This window comes from Hoeflea algicola (assembly GCF_026619415.1).
Lineage (GTDB): Bacteria > Pseudomonadota > Alphaproteobacteria > Rhizobiales > Rhizobiaceae > Hoeflea > Hoeflea algicola.
The window spans coordinates 4686473-4711737 of the sequence record NZ_JAOVZR010000001.1; the positions used below are offsets into that span (position 1 = coordinate 4686473).

At 59.7% G+C, this 25265-nt stretch carries 22 protein-coding genes and 1 pseudogene; 12 read left to right on the forward strand and 11 right to left on the reverse strand.

The genetic code is table 11. The features are described from left to right. Positions 1 to 3: 3 nt before the first annotated feature. The 3 genes and pseudogenes from OEG84_RS22705 to OEG84_RS22715 form a co-directional block, all read right to left on the reverse strand. Positions 4 to 797: pseudogene (locus OEG84_RS22705) on the reverse strand (transglutaminase family protein). Positions 798 to 801: 4 nt separating this feature from the next. Continuing rightward, on the reverse strand, positions 802 to 1746 hold the full coding sequence (locus tag OEG84_RS22710; protein ID WP_267655874.1) for an alpha-E domain-containing protein: 945 nt from the start codon (positions 1744 to 1746) through the stop codon (positions 802 to 804). A gap of 2 nt (positions 1747 to 1748) precedes the next feature. Further along, complete coding sequence (locus OEG84_RS22715) at positions 1749 to 3158, reverse strand: circularly permuted type 2 ATP-grasp protein (RefSeq protein WP_267655875.1); 1410 nt, start codon at positions 3156 to 3158, stop codon at positions 1749 to 1751. A gap of 368 nt (positions 3159 to 3526) precedes the next feature. Between OEG84_RS22715 and OEG84_RS22720 the strand changes: the two genes are divergently transcribed. Continuing rightward, complete coding sequence (locus OEG84_RS22720) at positions 3527 to 4414, forward strand: DMT family transporter (RefSeq protein ID WP_267655876.1); 888 nt, start codon at positions 3527 to 3529, stop codon at positions 4412 to 4414. Here the strand turns inward: OEG84_RS22720 and OEG84_RS22725 are convergent, their stop codons facing one another. Further along, positions 4415 to 6013, reverse strand: a complete 1599-nt coding sequence (locus OEG84_RS22725; protein WP_267655877.1) for a trimethylamine methyltransferase family protein — start codon at positions 6011 to 6013, stop codon at positions 4415 to 4417. 188 nt (positions 6014 to 6201) lie between these two features. Next, positions 6202 to 6648: a hypothetical protein gene (locus tag OEG84_RS22730; RefSeq protein WP_267655878.1), complete on the reverse strand. Its 447-nt coding sequence runs from the start codon at positions 6646 to 6648 to the stop codon at positions 6202 to 6204. A 48-nt stretch (positions 6649 to 6696) separates the two neighbouring features. Between OEG84_RS22730 and OEG84_RS22735 the strand changes: the two genes are divergently transcribed. Together OEG84_RS22735 and OEG84_RS22740 are read left to right on the forward strand one after the other, a co-directional pair. Then, positions 6697 to 9060 (forward strand): PAS-domain containing protein, encoded by a 2364-nt coding sequence (locus tag OEG84_RS22735; protein WP_267655879.1) that lies wholly within the window; start codon positions 6697 to 6699, stop codon positions 9058 to 9060. Then, positions 8951 to 10282, forward strand: a complete 1332-nt coding sequence (locus OEG84_RS22740; RefSeq protein WP_267655880.1) for a response regulator — start codon at positions 8951 to 8953, stop codon at positions 10280 to 10282. Before OEG84_RS22735 ends, OEG84_RS22740 begins: the two co-directional genes overlap by 110 nt. Before the next feature lie 19 nt (positions 10283 to 10301). Here OEG84_RS22740 and mnmC2 read toward each other — a convergent pair whose 3' ends face one another. Then, the gene (gene mnmC2, locus OEG84_RS22745; RefSeq protein ID WP_267655881.1) at positions 10302 to 11036 is read right to left on the reverse strand and encodes a tRNA (5-methylaminomethyl-2-thiouridine)(34)-methyltransferase MnmC2; all 735 of its coding nucleotides are present in this window, start codon (positions 11034 to 11036) and stop codon (positions 10302 to 10304) included. On the opposite strand from mnmC2, the gene OEG84_RS22750 reads away from it, so the two are divergent. From OEG84_RS22750 to uraH, 5 genes are all read left to right on the forward strand, one after another. After that, entirely contained in the window at positions 11035 to 12201 is a 1167-nt protein-coding gene (locus tag OEG84_RS22750) for an NAD(P)/FAD-dependent oxidoreductase (RefSeq protein WP_267655882.1), read from the forward strand. The genes mnmC2 and OEG84_RS22750 overlap by 2 nt on opposite strands. 141 nt (positions 12202 to 12342) lie before the next feature. Next, positions 12343 to 13266 carry an allantoinase PuuE gene (gene puuE, locus OEG84_RS22755; RefSeq protein WP_267655883.1) on the forward strand — a complete coding sequence of 308 codons (924 nt, stop codon included), beginning with the start codon at positions 12343 to 12345 and terminating at the stop codon, positions 13264 to 13266. Then, the gene (gene uraD / locus OEG84_RS22760; protein WP_267655884.1) at positions 13263 to 13760 is read left to right on the forward strand and encodes a 2-oxo-4-hydroxy-4-carboxy-5-ureidoimidazoline decarboxylase; all 498 of its coding nucleotides are present in this window, start codon (positions 13263 to 13265) and stop codon (positions 13758 to 13760) included. The genes puuE and uraD overlap by 4 nt, the downstream gene beginning before the upstream one ends. A gap of 6 nt (positions 13761 to 13766) precedes the next feature. Next, the gene (locus OEG84_RS22765) at positions 13767 to 14258 is read left to right on the forward strand and encodes an ureidoglycolate lyase (RefSeq protein ID WP_267655885.1); all 492 of its coding nucleotides are present in this window, start codon (positions 13767 to 13769) and stop codon (positions 14256 to 14258) included. Positions 14259 to 14281: 23 nt separating this feature from the next. After that, entirely contained in the window at positions 14282 to 14656 is a 375-nt protein-coding gene (gene uraH / locus OEG84_RS22770; protein WP_267655886.1) for a hydroxyisourate hydrolase, read from the forward strand. A 300-nt stretch (positions 14657 to 14956) separates the two neighbouring features. On the opposite strand, the gene guaD is transcribed toward uraH, so the two are convergent. Both guaD and OEG84_RS22780 read right to left on the reverse strand, forming a co-directional pair. Next, positions 14957 to 16246: a guanine deaminase gene (guaD, locus tag OEG84_RS22775; RefSeq protein WP_267655887.1), complete on the reverse strand. Its 1290-nt coding sequence runs from the start codon at positions 16244 to 16246 to the stop codon at positions 14957 to 14959. After that, positions 16243 to 17481, reverse strand: a complete 1239-nt coding sequence (locus OEG84_RS22780) for a urate hydroxylase PuuD (RefSeq protein WP_267655888.1) — start codon at positions 17479 to 17481, stop codon at positions 16243 to 16245. The genes guaD and OEG84_RS22780 overlap by 4 nt, the downstream gene beginning before the upstream one ends. A 289-nt stretch (positions 17482 to 17770) precedes the next feature. Between OEG84_RS22780 and ugpB the strand changes: the two genes are divergently transcribed. From ugpB to OEG84_RS22800, 4 genes are all read left to right on the forward strand, one after another. Further along, positions 17771 to 19081, forward strand: a complete 1311-nt coding sequence (gene ugpB, locus OEG84_RS22785; RefSeq protein ID WP_267655889.1) for a sn-glycerol-3-phosphate ABC transporter substrate-binding protein UgpB — start codon at positions 17771 to 17773, stop codon at positions 19079 to 19081. A 63-nt stretch (positions 19082 to 19144) separates the two neighbouring features. Beyond that, the gene (ugpA, locus tag OEG84_RS22790) at positions 19145 to 20026 is read left to right on the forward strand and encodes a sn-glycerol-3-phosphate ABC transporter permease UgpA (protein WP_267655890.1); all 882 of its coding nucleotides are present in this window, start codon (positions 19145 to 19147) and stop codon (positions 20024 to 20026) included. An 8-nt stretch (positions 20027 to 20034) separates the two neighbouring features. After that, complete coding sequence (ugpE, locus tag OEG84_RS22795; RefSeq protein ID WP_267656297.1) at positions 20035 to 20871, forward strand: sn-glycerol-3-phosphate ABC transporter permease UgpE; 837 nt, start codon at positions 20035 to 20037, stop codon at positions 20869 to 20871. 6 nt (positions 20872 to 20877) lie between these two features. Further along, positions 20878 to 21948 (forward strand): sn-glycerol-3-phosphate import ATP-binding protein UgpC, encoded by a 1071-nt coding sequence (locus OEG84_RS22800; RefSeq protein WP_267655891.1) that lies wholly within the window; start codon positions 20878 to 20880, stop codon positions 21946 to 21948. 74 nt (positions 21949 to 22022) lie between these two features. Here the strand turns inward: OEG84_RS22800 and OEG84_RS22805 are convergent, their stop codons facing one another. Genes OEG84_RS22805 through OEG84_RS22815 form a run of 3 tightly spaced genes read right to left on the reverse strand, consistent with a single transcriptional unit; the run spans position 22023 to position 25246 of the window. After that, positions 22023 to 23558, reverse strand: a complete 1536-nt coding sequence (locus OEG84_RS22805; protein ID WP_267655892.1) for a DHA2 family efflux MFS transporter permease subunit — start codon at positions 23556 to 23558, stop codon at positions 22023 to 22025. 24 nt (positions 23559 to 23582) lie between these two features. Continuing rightward, positions 23583 to 24764 carry an HlyD family secretion protein gene (locus OEG84_RS22810; protein ID WP_267655893.1) on the reverse strand — a complete coding sequence of 394 codons (1182 nt, stop codon included), beginning with the start codon at positions 24762 to 24764 and terminating at the stop codon, positions 23583 to 23585. Further along, entirely contained in the window at positions 24764 to 25246 is a 483-nt protein-coding gene (locus tag OEG84_RS22815; protein WP_324288242.1) for a MarR family winged helix-turn-helix transcriptional regulator, read from the reverse strand. Before OEG84_RS22815 ends, OEG84_RS22810 begins: the two co-directional genes overlap by 1 nt. Positions 25247 to 25265 lie beyond the last annotated feature (19 nt).

Sequence of the window (25265 nt, forward strand, 5' to 3'; positions counted from 1 at the left end):
GTCTTATTGCTCTACTGTTATGTGAACTGCAAGCTGTTCTTCACCGGCGCCGATGCGGATACCTGAAATCGGCGCCGCATCCTTGTAATCCAGGCCGTAGGCAATGTGGACATAACGGTCATCGGGGGACATGTCGTTGGCCGGATCGAAGCCGACCCAACCCAAACCGTCAATATGCGCTTCCGCCCAGGCATGGCTTGCGGCCTGATCCGGCGTTTCTTCCATCATCAGATAGCCCGAGACATAGCGTGCCGGAAATCCCATCACCCGCGCGCAAGCGGCGAACGCCTGGGCATGGTCTTGGCAAACCCCTTGCCAGAAGCCAGCGCATCTTCTGCTAGTGTCTGGGTCTGGGTGGCGCCGGGCACATATTCCATGGCCTGATGCAGCGCCGTCTTCAAGGCGTGCAACTGGTCCAGTGGCGGGCCTTTTTCGATGCTGCGGGCCAGATCGCGGATCATCTTGCCGGGTTTAGTCAGTGCGGATTCGCGCTGGTACAGCCACAGCGGCATGTAGCTGTGATGCGGACCCAGTACCCCGATCTTGTCGAATGTCTCCACCACCCCGGTGGCCACCACCCGAATGGCACTTGTGTCGCGGCTGGCGCTGACCAGTTCCACGACATTGTCGAAATGGTCCTGATAATGCGCTTCCACCTGGCCGCCTTCGACATGCATCGACCATGAACTGACCGTCTGTAGCGGGCTGTTTCGCGGGGTCAGCCGCAAGCGTTGCAGCGCATAGCTGACCGGATGGGCATAGACATAATCGGTAACGTGGGAAATTTTCAGGTGCATGTCATCAGTCCTGGTCGAACCGGTAGGCATTGGCGATTTCGGCAGCAACCCGGCTGTTCTGGCTGATGAAATCCTGAAGGAATTCGTGCAGGCCCCTGTCCATAATGGCCTGAATTTCATGTTCGCGCAGCATCCCCAGCGTCGCCGCCGCGGTATCCTGCACGGGATGCCGCTTTCCGTATTCCCGCTCCAGATAGGACAGATTGGCGTTGATCTTGTCGTAGCAATAGGCCAACGAACGCGGCATACGGCCGTTCAGGATCAGAAAATCCGCAATGTTGGCGGGCTTGTAGTTGCCCTCATAAACCCAGCCATAAGCCCGATGCGCAGAGACCGATCGCAGGATCGTTTCCCATTGCACATTGTCGAGCGACGAGCCGACATAGGATGCCGCCGGCAGCAGTAGGTAGTATTTCACATCGAGAATGCGTGCCGTGTTGTCGGCGCGCTCGATAAAGGTGCCGATACGTGAAAAATTGTAACGATCGGTTCTCAGCATGGTGCCGTGGAAGGCGCCACGGATAAGACCCGTATACTGCTTGATCTTGTCGATGATCGCCGGCAATTCGGCCTCGGCGGTCTTGCGCGACAGCAGCGTCTTCATTTCCAGGTAGCACTCATTGGTCGCTTCCCAGGCTTCGCGGGTCAGCGCGGTGCGCACCATGCGGCCGTTGTTGCGTGCTGATTCGATCGCCGAAAGAACGCTTGACGGGTTGGCCTTGTCGCGCAGCAGAAAATTGACCGCATTGGCGCTGGTCACTTCCGGGTAGTTATCGCTGAAAGCCGCAAAAACGCCCGAGCTTCTAAGCACTGATGCCCATTCCTCCTCGCGGTCGTGCAGGCTGGTCAACGACATGCGCAGACCGGCGTCGATCAGGCGGGCAGTATTTTCGGCGCGCTCGATGTAGCGGAACATCCAGAACAGGCCGTTTGCGGTTCTTCCCAGCATGTTCAGTCCTCCAGCACCCAGGTGTCCTTGGTGCCTCCGCCCTGGCTGGAATTGACCACCAGCGATCCTTGCTTGATCGCCACCCGGGTCAGTCCTCCAGGGATGATCTGGATCTTGTCGGAGACGAGAACGAAGGGCCTGAGATCGACATGCCGCGGCGCGATGCCCTTCTTGACCAGGATCGGCACGGTCGACAGCGACAGCGTCGGTTGGGCGATATAGTTCGCGGGTCGAGCCTTGAGTTTGAGAGCGAACTCGGCGCATTCGCGCTTGCTGGCTGCAGGCCCCACCAACATGCCGTAGCCGCCCGATCCGTGCACTTCCTTGACCACCAGTTCGCGCAGATTGTCGAGTACATATTGCAGCGTGTCCGGCTCGGAGCAGCGATAGGTCGGCACATTTTCCAGAATCGGCTTGCGGCCGGTGTAGAACTCGATGATCTCCGGCATGTAGGAATAGATTGCCTTGTCATCGGCAATTCCGGTTCCCGGAGCATTGGCGATGGTGATGTTGCCTGCCCGGTAGACATCCATGATCCCCGGCACGCCGAGGTTGGAATCGGGGCGGAATGTCATCGGATCCAGAAAGTCGTCATCGACCCGGCGATAGAGCACGTCAATGGCTTCGAAGCCCTGGGTGGTCCGCATCGCCACCTTGCCGTTGATGACCCTGAGATCGGAGCCCTCGACCAGTTCCACGCCCATCTGATCGGCGAGATAGGCATGTTCGTAAAACGCCGAATTGAAGATGCCAGGAGTCAGCACCGCAATCCGTGGTTTGCCGTTGCAGCCGGGAGGGGCGACGGCGGCCAGGCTCTGGCGCAGCAGTTTTGGATAGTTTTCAACCGGACGTACCTTGTTGAGGTGAAACAGCTCGGGAAACATCTGCATCATGGTTTCGCGGTTTTCGAGCATGTAGGACACGCCCGAGGGGGTCCGTGCATTATCCTCGAGCACGTAGAACTGGTTCTCGCCGGTACGCACGATATCCGTGCCGATGATGTGGGTGTAGACGCCGCCGGGCGGGCGAAAGCCAATCATTTCGGGAAGAAAGGCGGCGTTGTTCTCGATCAGCTCGCGCGGCACTCGACCCGCCTTGACGATCTCCTGCTTGTGGTAGATGTCGTCAAGAAACGCATTCAACGCCACCACGCGCTGTTCGATGCCTTGGGCCAGCTTCCGCCACTCCGAGCCGGAGATGATCCGCGGCACGATGTCGAACGGGATCAGCCGTTCCGCGGAATCTTCCTTGCCGTACACAGCGAAGGTGATGCCGGTTTTCCGGAAAATGTTTTCCGCATCCCGTGATTTCTTGATCAGGTCGGAATTTTTCTGTTCGGAATACCAGTCAAAATAGCGTTGGTAGGGCGGGCGAGGCTCGGCCTCGTTGGACAGCATTTCATCAAATGGCACGTTTTTGGTGCTCCCCTTTGAAGTTCATAAGATCGCATCACAGGAAAGAAAGCAAGAACCATGCAGTATTGTCTGCTGCCAGGAAAACATGTGGTTTTTTCTTGTGTGTGTGGCCGTAAGGTCGCAGTTGCATGCGAGCCCGACTGTGACCGATTGCCACCGAAGGACATCCCGCTTGCGCATACATGCAGCCGCGACTATCGCTGCGCAATTACCTTGTTCCGCACGGGCAGGGTCGCTGGCTCGACGTTAGCAGTCCGAATTCCGGACCTGATATCCGACAAGCCTGAAGCATGGTTTCAAACAGCTGAAGAGTGCCGACCTATTGCCATAGGCCAGCGAAGCCTCAGCGCCGACGAGGACAGTTCGTGACCCTCTACCGCATCGCTCCAGCCCTGTTTGTCGTGCTCTGGTCCACCGGCTGGATAGTCGCCAAATACGCAAGCCCCTATGCAGATCCGCTGACCTTCCTGAGTCTGCGGTTCACGCTGGCAGCCATCCTGTTTGCCGTGATCACGCTTGTCAGCCGTGCGACCTGGCCGTCAACCAGAAGCGGCTGGGCGCATGCGGTCTTTTCCGGGGTTCTCCTGCATGGCATTTATCTGGCCGGCATCTGGTGGGCGATTGATCAGGGGGTGCCATCCTCGGTCTCCGGTCTGATCGCGGCACTGCAGCCGTTGATGACGGCACTGGCTGCGCCCTACATTGTCGGTGAGCGGCTGACTGGGCCGCAGAAACTTGGCGTTTTCCTAGGCTTCGTCGGTCTGGCTGTTGCGATTTTGCCAAGGCTGCTGACGCTTGATGCTGCCACGCTGCAGATCGCGCTGGTACCGCTGCTGGTCAATGTGATCGGCATGATCTCGGTGACGGCTGGTACTCTTTACCAGAAGCGTCATCTGCAAGAGGGCGATTTGAGGGCGATCGCCACCCTGCAATATGTGGGCGGCTTTCTGGTGGTGATGCCGCTTGCGCTGCTCTACGAGCCGATGCAGATCGACTGGACCCTTGAATTCGTCCTCGCTATGGGCTGGTCGGTGTTCGGTCTGTCGCTGGTGTCGATCATGCTGCTGCTCTATCTCATCCGCCGTGGTCAGGTATCCCGCGCCGCCTCGCTGACCTATCTGGTGCCGCCGGCGGTTGCCGTCGAGAGCTGGTTTCTGTTTTCCGAAAAACTGACCCTGCCGATGATCGCCGGTACCCTGATTGTTGTCATCGGGGTATGGCTTACCAACCGCAAGACCCGGCTTGTGGCCTGATCAGAAATCCGTCGCCACGCCGCCTTCGCGTTTGCGCCGGTTGACGAAATCGTCGAGTTCATCAGCGATGCCCGGATCAAGCGCAGGCGCTTCGTAATGGGCCAGTGTTTCCTTCCAGACACGGTTGGCGTGCTCGAAAGTGGTCGGTTGACCGGCCAGGCTCCAACTCTCGAAATTACGCCAGTCCGACAGGATCGGCGAGTAGAACGCGCTCTCGTAACGCGACAGCGTATGTGCGGTTCCGAAATAATGTCCGCCCGGTCCCACTTCGCTGATGGCGTCCATCGCCAGCGCGTCGGTGCTGGTGTCGAGCGGGGTGAGGAATTCCGCCACCATCTGCAGCATGTCGACGTCGAGAATGAATTTCTCGAACGAAGCTGTCAGTCCGCCCTCCATCCAGCCCGCTGCATGCATGATGAAATTGCCGCCGCCCTGGATGACGCCCCAGAGCGACATCATCGATTCATAGGCGGACTGGGCATCAAGCGTGTTGGCCGCGCAGGTGTTGGAGGTCCGGTAGGGTATCCCGTAGCGTCGCGCCAGTTGCCCGCCCGCCATCACTGCCTTCATGTATTCCGGGGTGCCAAACGCAGGCGCGCCTGATTTCATGTCTACATTGGAGGTGAAGCCGCCATAGACCACCGGAGCGCCGGGGCGCACGATCTGTGTAAACGCGATGCCCGCCAGCGCTTCGGCGTTCTGCTGCACCAGCGCACCGGCAATGGTGACCGGGGCCATGGCGCCGGCCAGGGTAAACGGCGTGATCACCACCACCTGGTTGCGCCCCGACATTTCCATAATACCCTGCAGCATCGGCGCGTCGTAGCGAAGCGGTGACGAGGCGTTGATGATGGTAAACAGCGATGGCTCCGCATCCATCTGTTCGACGCTGATGCCGCGCCCGATGCGGGCGATCTCAAGTGCATCAAGATTACGCTCCCTGCCCAGGGAATAGGCATGGAACGGCTTGTCGGTGAGTTTGACCAGATCCGAAAGGCAATCGAGGTGGCGGACCGAGGCGTGCAGATCCGTCGGCTCGACCGGATAGCCACCGGTCATGTGGATGATATCGTAGCTCTGCGCCAGCTTGATCATGTTGCGGAAGTCGGCCTGGGTGCCGGTGCGGCGACCATTGTCCTTGTCGGAGCAATAGGGGGCGGAGGCGACCTGGCCGAATGCAATGTTGCGGCCGCCAATTTCGATGTTGCGTTCGCTGTTGCGGGCATGCAGCGTAAACGGGCCGGGGGCCTTGGTGACCAGGCTCATCACCAGATCTCGATCAAACCTCACCCGTTCGCTGCCGGGTCTGACATCCGCGCCAGCCGCCTTGAGCAATTCGCGAGCCTCCGCCAGCATGAAATCCATGCCGATTTCTTCGAGCACTTTGAGCGACGCTTCGTGGATCGCGTCGAGCCCTTCTTCCGACAGAAGCAGCGAAGGCTGCTGGGTATTGAGTATCGAACGATAGCGCAGGGTCACCGGCGCCTTGCGGCCCTTGCCCCTGTCTCCACCCCGGCCGCCACCGGCTCGTCTGCGGCGTTCCGGAGCACCGGCGGTATTTTCGATCGCGGCGGGGAAAATATCATCGATGCTGCTCATGTGGGCTGCTCCCGTTCGCTTCGCGTTGTCGAGACCGGTCAGTCAACCGGCATGTGTGGCTGTTCTGGCTTCAATCCCAACGCTATGCCGGGTTTACATTTCCCGCAAGCCGGTCAAGTGCCCATAATTCAACCCTGTCCCGCAAGCGAGATCGGTTGATCCGAACAGTTTCGCAAAAGCCGCCCGGTTTAAACCGGTGATTGTTGGTTAACACTTTCTTTAAGACCGGTCTGCAATGTGAACGGGCTGGAAAAACCAATGCATACATCGACGAGGGCGGACGAGTGGGAGACGCGGGAAGCAAAGAGAGCGATGAAACGCTGGCAAACGCCTGCGCCCAGATTGCCAGCGATCCGAATCCGGCCTTCATCAAGGATTCCGAGCTTCGCTATGTCGCGGTCAATACGGCCTATGCGAAGCTGTGGGATTGCCAGTCGGCATCTTTGATTGGCCAGCAAAGTCATCAGCATTTCGATTCGGTAGAACAGAACGACCGCGATGAAAAGGAACGGCGCAGCCTGGTATTCGGCAAGGATCAGGTGGCCTTGTTTGCGCACCCGCTCAAGGGCGGCCGTTACCGGGTGCGGATTCATCGCAAACGGCAGGCCTGCGGCAAGACCTTCATTGTCGGTCATTTCGAGGCGATTGCCGGGGTCCGGTTCGAATCAGGGCAGGGACAGAACGTGTCCACGGCTCCAAGTGTCCCGAAGCCACCCGAACAGGAAGTCGCCCTGCGCGGCCATCATAAATTGCTGCATGCGGCAATCGAAACCATGATCCAACCGGTTGCTGTGCTCGACGCAGACAGAAACCTGATTGTTACAAGCCGTCATTACCATCATGCCGAGGGTCCATGGCAGGAGACGCCGTTGCCAGACGGTGGCGTTCTGCGCACCGCCGTGGCGAGCGTGGACGACGACAGTGATCGCCAAGCCGGCGACGAACAGGTCCGGCGCGATCATTCGCCCGGCAGCATGCTTGCACGGCAGGACGAAAATTCGCTGCTGGCGCGGTTAAACGAAATGTTCGACCAGATCGACGTCGGCATCGTGCTGTTCGATCCCGATGACATGCTGGTTTATCTCAACCCGGCGATGCATGCGATCACCGCGCCTGATTACAGTCTGCAGGTAGGCACATCCTTGCTGACAGTGCTCGAGACAACCTGCCCGGTCAGCGCCGAAACCGACGCTGTCGGTCGGAAGGCCTGGATAGAGCGGCGGCTGGTTGCGCATCGCCAGTTTGGCCGTGCAACTGTTGAGCAGCTTCGCAACGGTCGCTGGTTGCGCATCGTCAACCGCACGTTCGGCGATGGCTACACGCTCGGCCTGCGCGTTGATGTCACCGAACTTAAGGAACGGGAGGCCGCCCTTCAGACCCATGTCGCGCAAAACGAGTTGTTCCGTGCGATCCTTGATGAAATGCCGGTCTCCAGCTTCGTCAAGGACAAGGATTTCCGCTATACCTACGTCAACCGCGCTCATGGCCAGCTGACCGGGTTCAGCCGGGACGAGATGATCGGCAAGGACGATTTCGACATTTTCGGCGAGCAAGGGCACGAACTGCGTGAGGCCGACAGCGAGGTGATGAACGGGCAAGTGCTTGTCGAGCGCGAGGTTGAACTGACCACCGGCAGCGGAAAACGTCTTCAACTGATCGACCGCAAGATCGTCTTCACCGACCCCGGCGGACAGCGGTATCTGCTGGGCACGACGCTTGATGTAAGTGAGCGCAAAAGCCGCGAAGAAGAGATATTCGAGGCGCAGCGGATCGCCGAGGTGCATCGCTCCGATCTCGAAAGCGCAATCGACGCCATGCATATGGGAGTCGTCGTCGTCGACCGCGATCTCAATATCGAGCTCATCAATGACGCGTTTTTCGATATCTGGAAGATCGCGCCGGATGACGCCTATATCGGCAAATCCTTCCGCAAGTTGATTGATGTCAATCGGCACAACGGCGTGTACGATGTCGAAGACGGAGAATTCGAAGACTACGTCGAAGCCCGGATGACGGAAATTCGTGGTGGCTATGTCGAGCCGCGCGAGTTTGCCCGTGCCGACGGTCAGACCGTTATTTTTTCAGTCCGTGCCTTGTCTGAAAACAAGCGTATGATTTCCTATTTCGACATCACCGAACTCAAGCAGCGCGAAGAAGAGCTCAAATGCGCCCGCGCCGAGATCGAGCGCACCAGCGAACTGCTGCGCGGCGCTGCCGGCGCCATGGCGCAAGGGCTGCTTGTAACCCGGGACGGCGAGATCCAGTTTTCCAATGATGCTTTCCAGGACTTGCTCGAGATACCACCGAAGGTGGTGACGCCCGGAACCCGTCTGGAGGAGTACTTTGATTATTGTCTGGCACGTGGCGATTACGGCAACGACGATAACGCTGAGGCAACCCGGGCGAAAATAGTCGACAACCATCGCAAAGCGGTGGCGCATTCACTCGAACGGCAGACAACCGGAGAACGCTGGCTCAGGATCGATGCAAAGCCGACCGCAAACCGGTCGATGATCATCACCTATACCGACATTACCGAATCCAAGAACCGCGAAGCCGAACTCAAGGATTTGCTCGGCAAGGCGGAGATCGCCGATCGTGCCAAGTCCGAATTTCTGGCCAATATGAGCCATGAAATTCGCACCCCGATGAACGGTGTGCTGGGCATGGCGGAATTGCTCTCGCGTACTGAACTGGATACCAGACAGCGCACCTTTACCGACATTATCGTCAAATCCGGCAGCGCACTGCTGACCATCATCAATGATATCCTCGATTTTTCCAAGATCGATGCCGGGCAATTGGTTCTCGATTCAGCGCCGTTTGACTTGCGCGAGACCATTGAGGATGTCGCCACGCTGATTTCCAGTCGGGCCGCGGAGAAGGACATCGAGTTGATCGTCCGGATCGATCCGGCGCTTCCGGCGCAGGTTGTCGGTGACATGGGGCGAGATCCGTCAGATCGTCACCAACCTCGCCGGCAATGCCATCAAATTCACAGAGACAGGTCACGTTCTGATCGAGTTGACCGGCACCTCTGCTGCTGAAGACATGATTGATTTCAAGTTGCAGGTTCAGGACACAGGCATGGGTATCCCGCCTGAAAAGCTTGAGGCGGTGTTCGACAAGTTCTCACAGGTCGACAATTCCTCCACCCGGCGTCACGAGGGGACCGGCCTGGGCTTGGCCATCACCTCGCGGTTGGTCAGCCTGATGGGTGGCAAGATCGGTGCCACCAGCACCCCGGGAGAGGGCTCGGTGTTCACCGTTGAGTTGCCGATGGCCATTGACCGCCAGGCTGCACCGGATCGGATCGTGCCGGTCGACGTCAGCGGGTCGCGAATCCTCGTTATCGATGACAATGCCGTCAATCGCGAGATCCTGATCGAACAGCTCACGGCCTGGGGGTTTGATGCCTGCGCCGCGGTCTCGGGACAGGAGGGGATAGATGTCCTGCGCGCAGCCAGCGATGTCGGTGTCACCGTGGATGCTGTCGTGCTTGACTATCACATGCCGGATATGGACGGAGTGGCCACCGCCTGCGCCATCCGCGAGACGCACGGTTCGCGCTCGCTGCCGATCGTCATGTTAACCTCGATGGACGTGAGATCGTCCGAGACGAATTTCTTCCATGGCGTGGTCCAGGCGACGCTGATGAAGCCTGCGAGATCGTCACTTCTGTTGGAAACCATTGTTGATATTTTGCAGGTCGCGGCTCAGCCCCGGTCAAAGGCCGCTGCGGTGCCGCCGCCGGCCGATGCCGCGTCACCTGTGGCCACCGTCGCACCGGTTTCGCAGTCCGTTTCACCGAACAAGCCCGAGTCCCGCGGTCAGGTCGATGCGCCGGCTGCTCCGGCACGCGGATCGATCGACATCCTTGTGGCCGAGGACAACGAGGTCAACCAGATCGTCTTCACCCAGATCCTTGAAGATCTTGGCGTGCGTTACAAGATTGCCGACAATGGCGGCAGCGCCTTCAATATGTGGAAGACAATGCGCCCGGCGCTGGTCCTGATGGATGTCTCGATGCCGGTGATGAATGGCCACCAGGCGACCCAGGCGATCCGCGAAGCCGAAGCAGCTGACCCCGAGCTTGGCCATACCCCGGTGATTGGCGTTACCGCCCATGCGCTCACCGGCGACAAGGAGCGCTGCCTGGCAGCGGGCATGGATGATTATCTTTCCAAGCCGATCAGCCCGGAGAAGCTGGACGCGAAAATCCACGAATGGCTTCCGGCCGAAATCGCCGCGCGCATCAATCGGGCATGAGCCAGGTGGTCTGAGCTATTTAGCCGATGAGCCGGCCCACGCTCATGTCGCGCTTTCCCACGTGTCCGGGACGTTTTTCAACGGCAAAGCCTGCCGCCTGCAGATTGCGCCGCACCCATCCGGCCGCCGAATAGGTTGCCGCAGTCCCACCTGGAGCGGTTTTCTGCGCGACCGCGCCCAGCAGCTCTGCCGACCACATTTCCGGATTGCGTGCGGGGGAAAAGCCGTCAAGATACCAGGCATCGGCTAGCAGCCGGGCCTCGCCCAGACGTAACAGCGCCTGGCCATGATGGATCCGCAGGCTCACCGTTTTTGATCCGCTGACAAACTCCAGCTCAATGTCGCCTTCCGGGCGCTGCGGCCAGGTATCGGTCAGTTGCTGGCTGCGGCCTGCAAGATCCGGCCAGGCCGAAAGTGCGCGCAACATCGTTTCGCGTGAGAGAAGATGAAGCTCGAACGAGTGAAACTCCAGCCTCGCCCCTTCCGGTGCGGCCATTTGCCAAGCCGACCAGGTCTCGATGAAGTTCAGTCCGGTGCCGAACCCGAGTTCGCCGATTGTGAACACATTGCTGCCGGCAAACCGCTCCGGCAGATCGTTTCCGGCCAAAAATACATGTCGGCACTCCGACCGGCCATCGGTCTTGGAATAATAGAAGTCGCCAAATTCCTCTGAATAAGGCATATCGCCCTCGCGCCAGGACAGTTGGTCTGGGGCGCTCGGTTTGGTTTCATTTGGGTCGGGGAGTGTGTTCATGATGGTTGGCGATAGCCGCGTGGCGCACGGTGGTCAAGCCGCGCCCGATCTGCTGATCGCCGGCGCCGGCGTGACCGGCCTGTGGCTGGCGTTGAAGGCGGCGCGCGTTGGCCTGTCGGTATTGTTGGCCGAGCGCGCCCATGTCGGCGCCGGCGCCAGCGGCGGGTTTCTGGGTGCGCTGATGCCGCACAGCCCCGAGCGCTGGAATGGCAAGAAGGATTTCCAGTTTCGCGCACTTGTCGATCTGGAGAGCGAAATCGCCACGCTGGAGGCAGAAACCGGCCTGAGTTGCGGCTACCGCCGCGTCGGCCGACTGATGCCGCTGACCAGCGAGCGGGCACGGACCACCGCGCTTGAGCGAATTGCCGAGGCGAAAGCCAACTGGGGCGATCGTTTTGGCTTTGAGGTCAACCATACCCCCGACCGTCACAATTGGCCCAACATCGTTTCCGCGCCGCGCGGGCTGGTTCACGAAACCCTGTCGGCGCGGCTGATGCCACCGGCCCTGACTGCGGCTCTGGCTGCGCGTCTGGCGACAATGCCAAATGTCGATATTCGCCTCGGCGTTGGCCTGCTCTCGATCGACAGGCAGGAAAGCGTCGCCCATCTCTCGGATGGATCGGCCATCGGTTTCGGCCATCTTGCACTGGCCAATGGCGTTGACGCTTTTGCCTTTCTGGCCGCCGCGGCGGACCAGCCATCGGTATCTCTTGGTGGCCCGATCAAGGGGCAGGCGGCGCTGTTTGACGCCGATGCATCGCCGGATCTGCCGTTGGTTTATGATGACGGCATCTATGTGATCGCCCATGACAGTGGCCAGGTTGCGGTCGGTTCGACCAGCGAACGTGAATTCGATGATCCGCACGGCACCGATGTGCTGCTGGACGATGTGATCAAGGGCGCTCGCAGGCTCTGCCCGCTGATCAGGCATGCGCCGGTGGTGCAGCGCTGGGCCGGGCTGCGGCCGCGTGCCATTGGTCGCGACCCGATGCTGGGTCCGGTGCCGGGCGCGCCGCGAATTTTGGCGATGGCCGGCGGCTTCAAGATCAGCTTTGGCGTGGCCCACCGCATGGCTGACTGCCTGGTCGCTGAAATCACCGGCGGCGGCGGCCCCGATATGCCCGATAGTTTTTCCGTCGCGCACCATCTCGGCAAGGCTCGGTGATCCGATTATACAGTCAAGCCATTGCCGTGCCGGAAATGGCAGTTATCGCCGGAACAGTTTGAGGATTTTCTTCAAAGTCCGTGCCTCGACATTTGCTAAGGTGCTGCTAGCGTGGCGTGCATAAAGAAGGCGGATTCAAATATGACCCAGGTTGTTTACCCTCGTGACATGGTTGGCTACGGGCGTACCCCACCTGACCCGCAATGGCCCGGTAGCGCTCATTGCGCGGTTCAGTTTGTTGTCAATTACGAAGAGGGCGGCGAGAGCTGCATTCTTGATGGCGATCCCGCTTCAGAAAATCTTCTGTCGGAAATTGTCGGCGCACAGCCCTGGCCGGGACAGCGCAACACCAACATGGAATCGCTCTACGAGTATGGATCGCGCGTGGGCTTCTGGCGATTGTGGCGTCTATTCACCGAGCGCAATATGCCGGTTACGGTGTACGGCGTGGCGGCTGCCATGCAGCGCAATCCCGACGCTGTAGCCGCCATGAACGAAGCCGGTTGGGAGATCGCCAGTCACGGCCTGCGCTGGCTTGAGTACAAAGATTTTTCCGAGGACGAAGAGCATCGCCACATAGCCGAATGCGTCCGCATCCACACCGAGGTTACCGGTTCGCGGCCACTCGGCATCTACCAGGGCAAGCCGTCCGTCAATACTTTGCAACTGGTCATGGAGGAGGGCGGTTTTGTCTATTCAGCCGATTCCTACGCTGATGAACTGCCCTATTGGGTCGATGGCCCCAAGGGCCCACATCTGATCGTGCCCTATACGCTGGACGCCAATGACATGCGGTTTGCCACCCCTCAGGGCTTCAACTCGGGCGACCAGTTCTTCACCTACCTCAAGGATACATTCGACGTGTTGATGGCCGAGGGCGCCGCCGGCAGCCCGAAGATGATGTCGATCGGCCTGCATTGCCGCCTGGCCGGCCGGCCAGGTCGTGCCGCAGCACTGGCGCGGTTCCTCGATTATGTCGCCTCCCACGACAAGGCCTGGGTGACCCGCCGTATCGACATCGCCAATCACTGGCACGCCCATCACCATCCGGAGAAAACGAAATGATGGACCGCGATGAGTTTGTCGGCCGGTTTGGCGGTGTGTTCGAGCATTCGCCGTGGATTGCGGAGCAGGCTTTCGACAATGGCCGCATCGTCGAGCCATTGCGCGCCGGTCCCGTACATGAGGCCTTGTGCGCCGAATTCCGCGCCGCCGACCACGACCAGAGGCTGGGCGTGCTGCAGGCTCACCCGGACCTGGCTGGAAAACTCGCCATTGCCGGCGACCTGACCGTGGAATCGAAAAGCGAGCAGGCCGGCGCCGGTCTTGACCGGCTGAATGCCGACGAACATGCCCGCTTTACCGAGCTCAACACCCGCTACATGCGCGATTTCGGCTTTCCCTTCATCATCGCGGTCAAGGGGCACGACAAGGACAGCATTCTGGCGGCTTTCGAGACCCGCGTCAGCAACGACGAGGCCACAGAATTCGAAACCGCATGTGCGCAAGTCGAGAAAATCGCCGGCTTTCGTATTTCCGCTCTCCTGCCGGAGGCCTGATCGCCGATGCAAGAACTCACACTCGAGCCGCTGACGGCCAAAGCCTTTGCTCCCTTCGGCACCGTGCTCGACACTGATCTCGCTGAAAAGCGGATGATCAATGAAGGCACAACTGAGCGTTTCCATGCGCTCGCCACGGCCGATACAGAAACAGAGGGTGGCCGCACCATTCTGTCGCTGTTTCGCGGCCAGCCCCGGGTATTTCCCTACAAGATCACCATGATGGAACGCCACCCGCTTGGCAGCCAGGCGTTTTTCCCGGTCACCAACCGGGCCTGGATTGCGGTTGTCGCTGAGGACGAGGATGGCCTTCCGGGGCCGCCGCGCGCGTTCAGGGTGCCGGGCAATGTTGGTGTTCAATACGCTCGCAATATCTGGCATCATCCGCTGATCGCGGTGGGTGAACCCTGCAATTTTCTGGTAATGGACCGTGAAGGCGACGGCACCAATCTCGAAGAGATCGGGTATCCCGCGCCCTATGTCATCACCGCGCCTTGAAGTTCCCTTCGAAGGAGAAGCCCATGCCCGCCACACCGCTCGCAACCGGACGCCTGACGACCCATGTTCTCGACACCGCACGCGGCTGTCCTGCCGCCCATCTGGTCATCGAACTCGTTCAGGTTGACGGACTGGATCGACGCCACGTCAAGACCGTGCAAACCAATTCCGACGGACGCGTCGATAGCCCGGTGCTGTCGGCTGGCGAATTGACGAGTGGAGTCTACGAGCTGGTTTTTCATGCTGGTGATTATCTGCGCTCGGTGGGCGAAGAGTTGCCCAATCCGGCGTTTCTCGATGTTATCCCGATCCGCTTCGGCATAGCCGACACCAGCGCTCATTACCACGTACCGCTGCTGATCTCGGCTTACGGCTATTCAACCTATCGCGGTAGTTGAAGTTAGCAGCTAACTGACGGCCCGGGCCGGACGCAATGCGCCCGGCAACATCTCAAACATAGAGCTGGTTTGTATCTCATCCCGCGCCACCAGATTCGCTCGTTGGCTGGCAGGCTGTGGGCTTGCAAGTGAAAACGGCAAGCCGGAAAAAGCGAAAGCCGCGTGGCAGTACATCCGTGCTCACGCGACTTTGTTTGCGATCTTCGGAAAGACCGCTGCTGGAAACCAGCTTGCAGGAAGGTGATTAACAAAAGGTTAAGACAAAATTGTGACGATTTCCCGGTCTGTTAGCGGTTCTGCTCAAACTGCCTCGCCGGCCACGTAGACTTGGCGCACCGTGCGGTCGTCGCCCAGTGTCTGCAGCAGGAACAATTCCTCTTCCAGCGTCGATACCGTTTCGCGGCGGATCTGCATCGCTGGTGTCGCCGACGAATCCAGCGCGATAATGTCGGCGTCGCTACCGGCCTCCAGCGTGCCGATCCGCTCGACCAGCCCCAGCGCTTCGGCATTGCCGCGCGTTGCCTGCCAGAAATTTTCAAGTGGCGGCAGTCGGTAGCCGCGCAATTGCTGGATCTTGTAGGCCTCGTCGAGGGTTCTGAGCAGCGAGTAGCTCGAGCCGCCGCCAATGTCGGTGGCAATCGCCGTGCGCACCCCATGCTGCTTGATCCGCTTGAGATCAAACAGGCCCGAGCCCAGGAACAGGTTCGAGGTCGGGCAATGCACGGCAACCGCACCGGCTTCAGCGATGACTGCCATCTCCCGGTCCGACAGATGGATCGCATGCCCGAGCAGCGCCTTTTCGCTCAGCAAACCGTGACGGGCATAGACATCGGTGTAGTCCTTTGCGTCGGGATAGAGTTCGAGCGTGTAGGCGATCTCGGCGTCATTCTCCGACAGATGGGTCTGGATCAATAAATCGGGATATTCACGTGCCAGCGTGCCGGCGGCATCAAGCTGCGCCGCCGTCGACGTGATGGCAAACCGCGGGGTGATTGCGACATGGTTCCGGCCCTTGCCGTGCCAGCTCTCGATAACGGCCTTGGTGTCGTCGTAACTCGATTGCGCTGTGTCGGTCAGCGGCTCCGGCGCATTGCGATCCATCATCACCTTGCCGCCGATCATCAGCAGGTTGCGGCGCGTGGCTTCGGCGAAATAGGCGTCGGCGGACCCCTTGTGAACCGAGCAATAGGCGGCCGCTGTCGTGGTGCCCTGGCGCAGCAATTCATCAAAGAACAGCTTGGCGAAACGGGCGCAGTGATCGGCATCGGCAAACCGCTGTTCCTCGACGAATGTGTAGGTGTTGAGCCATTCCAGCAGATTGGCGGCATAGCTTGCCGTCACCTGCATTTGCGGGAAATGGATATGCGGATCGATGAATCCCGCCATCAGCAACAGCGGCCGGTGGTCGATGATCTCCGTTCCTTCGGGCGCCGTCCGTTTGATATCGGCATAGGTGCCGGCAGCAGAGATCTTGCCATCCTCGATCAGCAGCGCACCGTCTTCCTCATAGATGTAACTTTCATGGTCATCCCGCGCTTGCGGGCGGGAGACAAAACTCAAGGTTCGTCCACGCAGCAGTCTGGTCGTCATTGAGCAGTCTCTCCGGCAACGGCCGATTCATACCAGGCGACGATCAGGCGACGCTCTTCGGGTTCGATGAAGCTGACATTGCCGGGCGGCATGGCGTGGCTGCGTCCTGCCTGAAGATAGATTTCCCGTGCGTGACGGGCGATCTGCGCTTCGGTTTCGAGTTTGACGTCCTTGGGCGCATGGGCGATGCCGTCCCAGAACGGCTCCGCGGCGTGGCACATCGAGCAGCGGCCGAGCACGGTCTCGCTGACGGCTTCGAAATGGGCGTTGTCGACAAACCGCTGGAAGGTCGGCGCAAGTTGGGCTTCCTCGACCGGTTCGTCGGTCCGCGGCAGGCTCGACAGCCACATGATGGCGGCAAACAGCGCCACGGTGACGGCCCAGGTCCAGTGCGGCTTGCCCTGGCGGGCGTGCACCGTGTTGAACCAGTGGCGGATGGTAACCCCCATCAAAAACACCAGCGCAGCGATCAGCCAGTTCCACTGGGTGGCAAAGGCAAGCGGATAGTGGTTGGACAGCATCAGGAAAATCACCGGCAGGGTGAGGTAGTTGTTGTGCAGCGAGCGCTGCTTGGCGATGCGGCCATATTTCGGGTCCGGCTTGCGTCCGGCCCTGAGGTCGGCGACCACTACCTTCTGGTTGGGAATGATGATCATCGCCACATTGGCGCTCATGATTGTCGCGGTGAAGGCACCCAGATGCAACAGAGCGGCGCGGCCGGTAAATACCTGGGTATAGCCCCAGGCCATCGCCACCAGCACCGCAAACAGCACCACCATCAAGCCGGTCGTGCTGTTGCCGATCGGTGATTTGCACAGAAGGTCATAGATGATCCATCCCAGCACGATCGACGCCACCGAAATGGCAATGGCGATGGGGGCGGAGACATCAAGCACATTGGCGTCGATCAGATAAAGCTCGGCGCCGGCGTAATAGACCACGCACAGCATCGCAAAGCCCGACAGCCAGGTGACGTAGCTTTCCCATTTGAACCAGGTCAGGTGTTCGGGCAGCCGTTCCGGCGCGACCAGGTATTTCTGGATATGGTAGAAGCCGCCGCCATGCACCTGCCATTCTTCGCCGTAGGCGCCTTCGGGCAGGCCCGGCCGTTGCACCAGGCCAAGGTCCAGCGCGATGAAATAGAACGATGATCCGATCCAGGCGATGGCCGTGATCACATGCAGCCAGCGTACGGCGAAGCTCAGCCATTCCCATGCCAGGGCGTATTCGTACATGTGGGTCCCCCAAAAAGCCTTTGATGTTTCGGTGCTTGCTACCGTCATGATGCGCAATGTGGCGCACAATGGGAAGCCTGAGTTGGATGTTCCGGCGTTTAATCAGTTCCGGGTTTTGCCTGAAAATCCTCGCGATTGTCGGAATATTCGCGAAAGGGCCGACGACCCCCGGATTTTCATTTTGACCGTCACATAACTGTTTTCATTTGCGCATTAGAAGGGGCAACGGTACGTTTCCCTTTCGGGATGCGTTCGTTTCACGTGTTTCCCATCTTTGGAGGAAGACTAAATGAAAAGATACATCGCTGCTGGCGTCATCGCCGCACTCATGGCTGGTGTCGCACCAGCCACCGCCGCCACCCAGGTTGATTTCTGGCATGCTTTCACCGGACGCCTCGGCGAGCTTCTTGACGAGCAGGTTTCCAAGTTCAATGCGTCGCAGGACGAGTTCGTGGTCGTTGCCACCAACAAGGGCAATTATTCCGAAACGCTCAACGCCGGCATCGCCGCCTTCCGTGCGGGCGAGCAGCCTGACATCCTTCAGGTGTTCGAAGTCGGCACTGCCACGATGATGGCAGCCAAGGGCGCCATCAAGCCGGTCTATGAAGTGATGGCCGAATCCGGCCTGCCGTTCGATCAGTCAGTCTATCTTGCCGCCGTTGCCGGTTATTACACGACCACCGAAGGCCAGATGCTGTCGCTGCCTTACAACTCCTCGACCCCGGTGCTCTACGTCAACAAGGATGCGCTGAAGGCTGCTGGTCTCGATCCAGAAATGGATCTTTCGACCTGGGAACAGGTTGGAACGGCTCTCGACGCGCTCAAGGAATCGGGCAACAAGTGCCCGCTGACGACTGCATGGCAGAGCTGGGTTCACCTTGAGAACCTTTCTGCCTATCACAATGTACCTTTTGCCTCGCAGGAGAACGGTTTTGCCGGTCTCGACACCGAACTCACCTTCAACGGTGATGTTCAGGTCAAGCACATCGAAACCATGGGCCAGTGGGCCAAGGACGGCAAGTTCATCTATTCGGGCCGTCGCAACGAAGGTGGTGCACCGTTCCGTGCCGGTGAATGCGCATTGTTCACCGAATCGTCGGCTGGCTATGCCGGCGTGAAGAAGGAAGCGACCTTCGATTTCGCCATTCGCCCGCTGCCTTACTGGAGCGATGTCGAAGGCGCACCGCAAAACACCATCATCGGCGGCGCTTCGCTGTGGGCCATGGCCGGTCAGACCCCGGAAGAATACAAGGGCGTTGCAGCCTTCTTCAACTTCCTGTCCAGCTCGGACATCCAGGCCAAGTGGCATCAGGATACCGGTTATCTGCCGATCACCATGGCGGCGTATGACGCCACCAAGGCTTCCGGTTTCTATGACGAAAACCCGGGCACCGACATCTCCATTATCCAGATGACCGGCAAGGCACCGACTGCCAACTCCAAGGGTCTACGGCTCGGCAGCTTCGACCAGATCCGCGGCGTCATCGATGAAGAACTCGAAGGTGTCTGGAACGGCTCCAAGTCGGCCAAGGATGCGCTTGACTCGGCTGTCTCGCGCGGCAATGAACTGCTCCGCCGTTTCGAGCAGGCCAACAAGTAACAACACAGTCTTCGGCGGGGTTCACAAGAGCCCCGCCGATCCCAATCTTGTTTCGGGTGAACCATGGAAAAGCGCGTCGTCTTCGACAATCGCTGGCTGCCGTATCTCTTGGTGGCGCCGCAACTGCTTGTCACGATCGTGTTCTTCTTCTGGCCCGCCGGACAGGCGATCTACCAGTCCGCCTTCATTCCCGATCCGTTCGGGCTGAAGACCCAGTTCGTCGGACTTGGCAATTTCGAATATCTGTTTTCCAACCAGTATTATCGCGAGGCGTTTCTCACCACCGGCGTCTTCTCCGTACTGGTGACGGTCTCGTCGATGTCGTTTGCTCTATGGCTGGCGGTGCTGGCTGACCGGGTGATCAAGGGCTCGGGCGCCTACCGCACTCTGCTGATCTGGCCCTATGCCGTTGCCCCGGCAATCGCCGGCGTGCTGTGGCTGTTCATGTTCAATCCGTTCACCGGCATCATCGCCTGGATGCTGTCTCAACTGGGCTATGCCTGGAATCACAATCTTGATGGCGGCGAAGCCATGGCGCTGGTGGTGGCGGCTTCGGCCTGGAAGCAGATCAGTTACAATTTCCTGTTTTTCCTCGCCGGTCTGCAGGCAATCCCCAAAAGCGTCATCGAGGCCGCGGCGATCGACGGCGCCAGCTTCTGGCGCCGGTTCTGGACCATCGTTTTCCCGCTGTTGTCGCCGACCACCTTTTTCCTGCTCGTGGTCAATGTCATCTATGCCTTTTTCGATACCTTCGGGGTCATTCACACGATTACCCAGGGCGGCCCGCAACAATCGACCACGATCCTTGTCTACAAGGTTTTCGCCGATGGCTTCATCGGCCAGGATCTCGGATCTTCGGCAGCGCAGTCAGTGGTGCTCCTTGTGCTGGTGACAATCCTGACGGTGGTCCAGTTCCGGTTCATTGAACGGCGGGTGCATTACTGATGAGCGGCATGGTCGAAAAACGAGGCGTCGGAATCTGGCTCACCCATGCCGGCCTGATTCTTGGCGTGGCGATTATCTGTTTTCCGATCTGGATTGCCTTTGTTGCCTCCACGGTGACGCAGGCCGATCTGGTGCGCCCGCCGATGCCGCTGCTGCCGGGGCCGCATTTCATTGACAACTACCTCGAAGCGCTGCTGGCGGGTGGCAATGCGCCGGTATGGAAGATGCTGTTCAACTCGCTGGTGATGGCGCTTGGCATTACCATCGGCAAGATCGCCATCTCGCTGTTGTCGGCCTATGCCATCGTCTATTTCCGGTTCCGCTTCCGGATGTTCTTCTTCTGGATGATCTTTGTCACGCTGATGCTGCCGGTCGAGGTCCGCATCGTTCCCACCTATGAGGTGGTGGCAAGCCTCGGGCTGCTCAACAGCTACACCGGGCTGATCCTGCCGTTGATCGCCTCGGCTACGGCCACCTTCCTGTTCCGCCAATTGTTCATGACCATCCCCGACGAGCTGGTCGAGGCGGCCCGTGTCGACGGCGCCGGACCGATCCGGTTCTTCATCGACATCCTGTTGCCGATGTCGCGCACCAACATCGCTGCCCTGTTTGTCATCCTCTTCATCTACGGCTGGAACCAGTATCTCTGGCCGTTGCTGATCACCACCGACCCGTCGATGAACACCGTTGTCATGGGCATCAAGCAGATCCTGCCGACCGGCGACCAGACAGTCGAGTGGCCGGTGATCATGGCCACCGCCATGCTCGCCATGCTGCCGCCGGTGCTGGTGGTGGTCGGCATGCAGAAGCTCTTCGTCAAGGGTCTGGTCGAAAGCGAGAAATGAGTTCCAATGGCTGAAATTACCCTCAAGGCAATCCGGAAGAACTACGGCCGCACCGAGGTCATCCACGGCATCGATGCAAAGATCAGCGACGGCGAGTTCATCGTCATTGTCGGCCCGTCGGGCTGTGGCAAGTCTACTCTGCTGCGCATGGTTGCCGGGCTTGAGACTATCACCTCGGGTGAGATCACCATCGGCGACCGGGTGGTCAACGATCTCGAGCCGCGTGAACGCGATATCGCCATGGTGTTTCAAAACTACGCGCTCTATCCGCATATGAGCGTGTTCGACAACATGGCCTACGGGCTCAAGATAGCCAATGTGCCAAAGCCGGATATCCTCGACCGTGTCACCGAGGCGGCGCGGATGCTCGAACTCGAGCCCTATCTCGACCGCAAGCCGCGGCAACTCTCCGGCGGCCAGCGCCAGCGCGTGGCCATGGGCCGGGCGATTGTCCGCAAACCCGCGGTTTTCCTGTTTGACGAGCCGCTGTCTAATCTCGACGCCAAACTGCGTGTGCAGATGCGCCTCGAGATCAAGGCGTTGCAGCGCAAGCTCGGCGTCACCGCGCTCTATGTCACCCACGATCAGGTCGAGGCGATGACGCTGGCTGACCGCATGATCGTCATGAATGCTGGCGTCGCCGAACAGATGGGCGCGCCGCTCGAGGTCTATGCCAACCCGCAGACCCTGTTTGTGGCGGGGTTCATCGGTTCGCCGCCGATGAATGTGCTCAAGACCGAGATCACCGATGGCACCGCCACGGTTGGCGGCGGGTATCAGGTGCGGGGCAGGGACCTTGGCGCCGGATCGGTAATCGGCGTGCGGCCCGAACACATTTCGCTCGTTGCACCGGGGGGCGGCCTGTTTGACGCGACCGTGAATTTCTGCGAGCCGCTCGGTGCGGAAACGCTGGTGCACATGCTGACTGCCACCGGCGACAATGTGGTGGTGCGCATCGACGGCGAGGTCACCCTGCCCAAGCCCGACGACAAAGCAGGATTGGCGGTGGACCCGTCACGGCTGCTGGCATTCGATGCTGAGGGCAAGCGCATCGCTGATATTATCCCGGCCGGATAGACCGACCTGCGGGTTTGGCCAATCGGGCTCGGGCCCACGCAGACCGTGCCGTAAAGGCGCTTGTTTGTAGTCTGTCAGTCCATATGCGCGGCGGGTGCACCGGCGGGAGCTGCGGCCATCTTCGGCTTGCGCAGCATCAGCGCCAGCGGAACCGCGCACAACGTCACCACCATCATCAGCTTGAAATCGTTGTTATAGGAAATCATCAGCGCCTGCTGGTTGACCAGCCCGTCGAGCACCTGCAGCATTTCCGGGCTGGATGCCGCGTTTGGAATCACGCTTTTCAGCGTTGGATTGTACGGGTTTATGAAGGCGCCGAGTTCGACATGGTTGATCTGCAGATTGCGGCTGAGGAACAGCGTCACCACCGAAATGCCGATCGATGAGCCGATATTGCGCACCAGGCTGAACATGCTGGCCGCATCGGTGCGGTACTGCACCGGCAGCGTGGCAAAAGCCACGGTCGACAGCGGCACGAACACCAGGCCGAGACCAAGCCCCTGAACGATGCCGGTGGAAATCACCGGCCAGCTGTCCATTTGCGGGGAAAAACTGGTCATCATGTGCAGCGAGTATGCCGTCAGCAGCAGCCCGGTGATGACCAGATAGCGGGCATCGACGGTGCGCACCAGCCGCCCCACCAGCAGCATCGACACCATCGTGCCCATGCCGCGCGGCGCCATCACCAGTCCCGTTGTTATGGTCGAATAGCCGAATACCCGCGACAGCATCGGCGGTAGCAACGCCAGACTGGCCAGCAGCACAATACCGACGACAAAAATCAGCACCAGACCGGTCGCGAAATTGCGGTCGGCAAAGATTTTTGGATCGACGAAGGTGTCGTCATTGCTGGCCAGATGCACGATGAACACCCAGAAACCGGTGATCGCCAGCGCCAGTTCAATCCATACTTCCCAGGCTTCGAACCAGTCCACCTCGCCGCCGCGGTCAAGCATCAGTTGCAAGGCGCCGACGCCGAGCGAAAGCATGGCGAAGCCGAAGAAATCGAAGCGCCGCAACCGCCGCGGCACTTCCGGCAAATAGCCCGCACAGCCCATGAAGGCGATAATGCCGACCGGCAGGTTGATGAAGAATACCCACCGCCAGTTCAGCGTATCGGTGAGCCACCCACCCAGCGTCGGCCCGATGATAGGACCGACCATGATGCCGGCGCCCCAGATCGCCATCGCCTGTCCGTGCCGTTCTTTCGGGTTGATGTCGAGCAGGAAAGTCTGTGACAGCGGCACGATTGCTGCGCCGAAGACGCCTTGCAGAATTCTGAACCCCACCATCACTTCAAGGTTCGGTGCCATCCCGCAGGCCATCGAGGCGATGGTGAAGCCGACAATCGACAACAGGAACAACTGTCGTCGGCCAACCCGGTCGGCGATCCAACCGGTGACCGGCGTCATGATCGCCGCTGCCACGATATAGGAGGTGAGAACCCAGGTGATGGTGTCTTGGGAGGCTTCCAGATCGCCGACCATCGACGGCAACGCCACATTGGCGATCGCCGTATCGAGCACCTGCATGATTGTCGCCAGCATGATCGAGACCGTGATCAGGCCGCGATGCGGCACATCATGGCCGGGATCGATGGAAGTGCTCATGGCTGTTGGTTTCCGGCGTGAAAATTATTCCGCGGCTTTGGCTGAACTGAAAAGGTCGCCAAAGCTGCGGCTTGCGCCGGTGTCCACGGTCACGGTGGCGCTCAGGCCCGAACGCGCCAGGATGTTGGCCTCGGGGTTGTCGAGCGTCAGTCTGACCGGGATTCGCTGCGTAACCTTGACCCAGTTGCCGGTGGCGTTCTGTGCCGGAAGCAACGAGAATTCCGCACCGGTGCCGGCGCCGATTGAATCCACTGAAGCCTTGAACCGCCGGTCTGGAAAAATGTCAAATACCACTTCGGCCGGTTGCGACGGCTTCATATGGGCCAGTTGCGGCTCCTTGAAATTGGCGTCAATCCAGGAATTTGAAGTCTCGACAATATCAAAAAGCGCCGCACCCGGTGTCACATATTCGCCCGGTCGGAACGACGAAGCCTGGTAAACCAGCCCGTCGGCGGGGGCATAAACCGTGGCTACGGCAAGATTGTAGGCGGCTTTGTCGCGCGCGGCCTTGGCGGCAACCACCATTGGGTGGGAATCGATGTCGCCATCCAGATTGCCGGCCAAAGCTGCCTTGGCGGTAGACACGCTCTGTTGTGCTGCGATCAGGTCTTCGGCCGCCTTGCGCGCGGTGTGGCGCGCATCGTCGAGTGAAGACGTGGTTGTCACGCCCTTTGTTGTCAGTGCCTTCTGGCGGTCGAGATTGTCCTGGTAAAAGGCGACATCGTCGGAAGCGATCCGCTCCTGGGTCAGTGCCTGCTTGTAGGCAGCGCGCAACTGGATGATGTTCAGGCGAGCGCTTTCAACGGCGGCATTGGCCTGGTTGAGGGCGATCTGCAACGGCTCGGGATCGACCTGAAACAGCACGTCGCCCTTCTTGACCGGCTTGTTTTCGCTGACATTGACGCTGACAACCCTCCCGGCGATTTCGCTGGCGATGCTGATCCGTGACAGCCGCAGATTGGCGTTCTCGGTCTCCTCGAACCGGCCGCCGGAGATCCAGGCATAGGCGCCACCGAGAATGAGCAGGCTCGGCACCAGCAGCATCAGTACGGTGCGTCGAGCCTTCGACTTCTTCTTTATCGGCGCCGGCTCGCCGCTCTTTGCCCCAGGGGCGTTCGATGTTGCCACCGGCGCCGCGCCTGGGCGCGCGTCTTTCGAGGTAGGAATGTCGGCATTTGCAGCGGAGAGTTTGGTCTGGGTGCTCATCAACTAGCCTGAAATTCGGCGGCATCGGCAGCCGCCTGGGGTTCATCGGAGGACAGGTTTTCAACAACAATGGTCAGTGCCGAGACCAGCGTTTGACGATGGTCGTCATCAAGTCCCGTCATCGCCATCTCGAACACATCGGCTGCCACCGCCTTGATCGTCGAATAGGCAGCCATGCTTTTTTCCGTCGGAATGATCCGGTTGGTCCGGCGATCGCTTTCATGGGCGCAGCGCTTGACCCAGCCGCCCTGTTCCATGCGGTCAATCAGTCGTGAGACGCTGATCGGTTCGATTTCCAGCAACTCCGCCAGCCGCGCCTGAGTGGCGTTTTCCTCGCGCACCGCCCGCACCAGCAGCCGCCATTGCGCTGACGACAAGCCTTGCTCCTGCACCCGCGCCTCGAAACTTTTGCGCAGCAAGCGTGCGGCGTCGTGGACCAGGAATCCGAATTGATCGATGGTGGCTGTTTTCATAAGCGCCATATATTGTAAGCATGCTTAT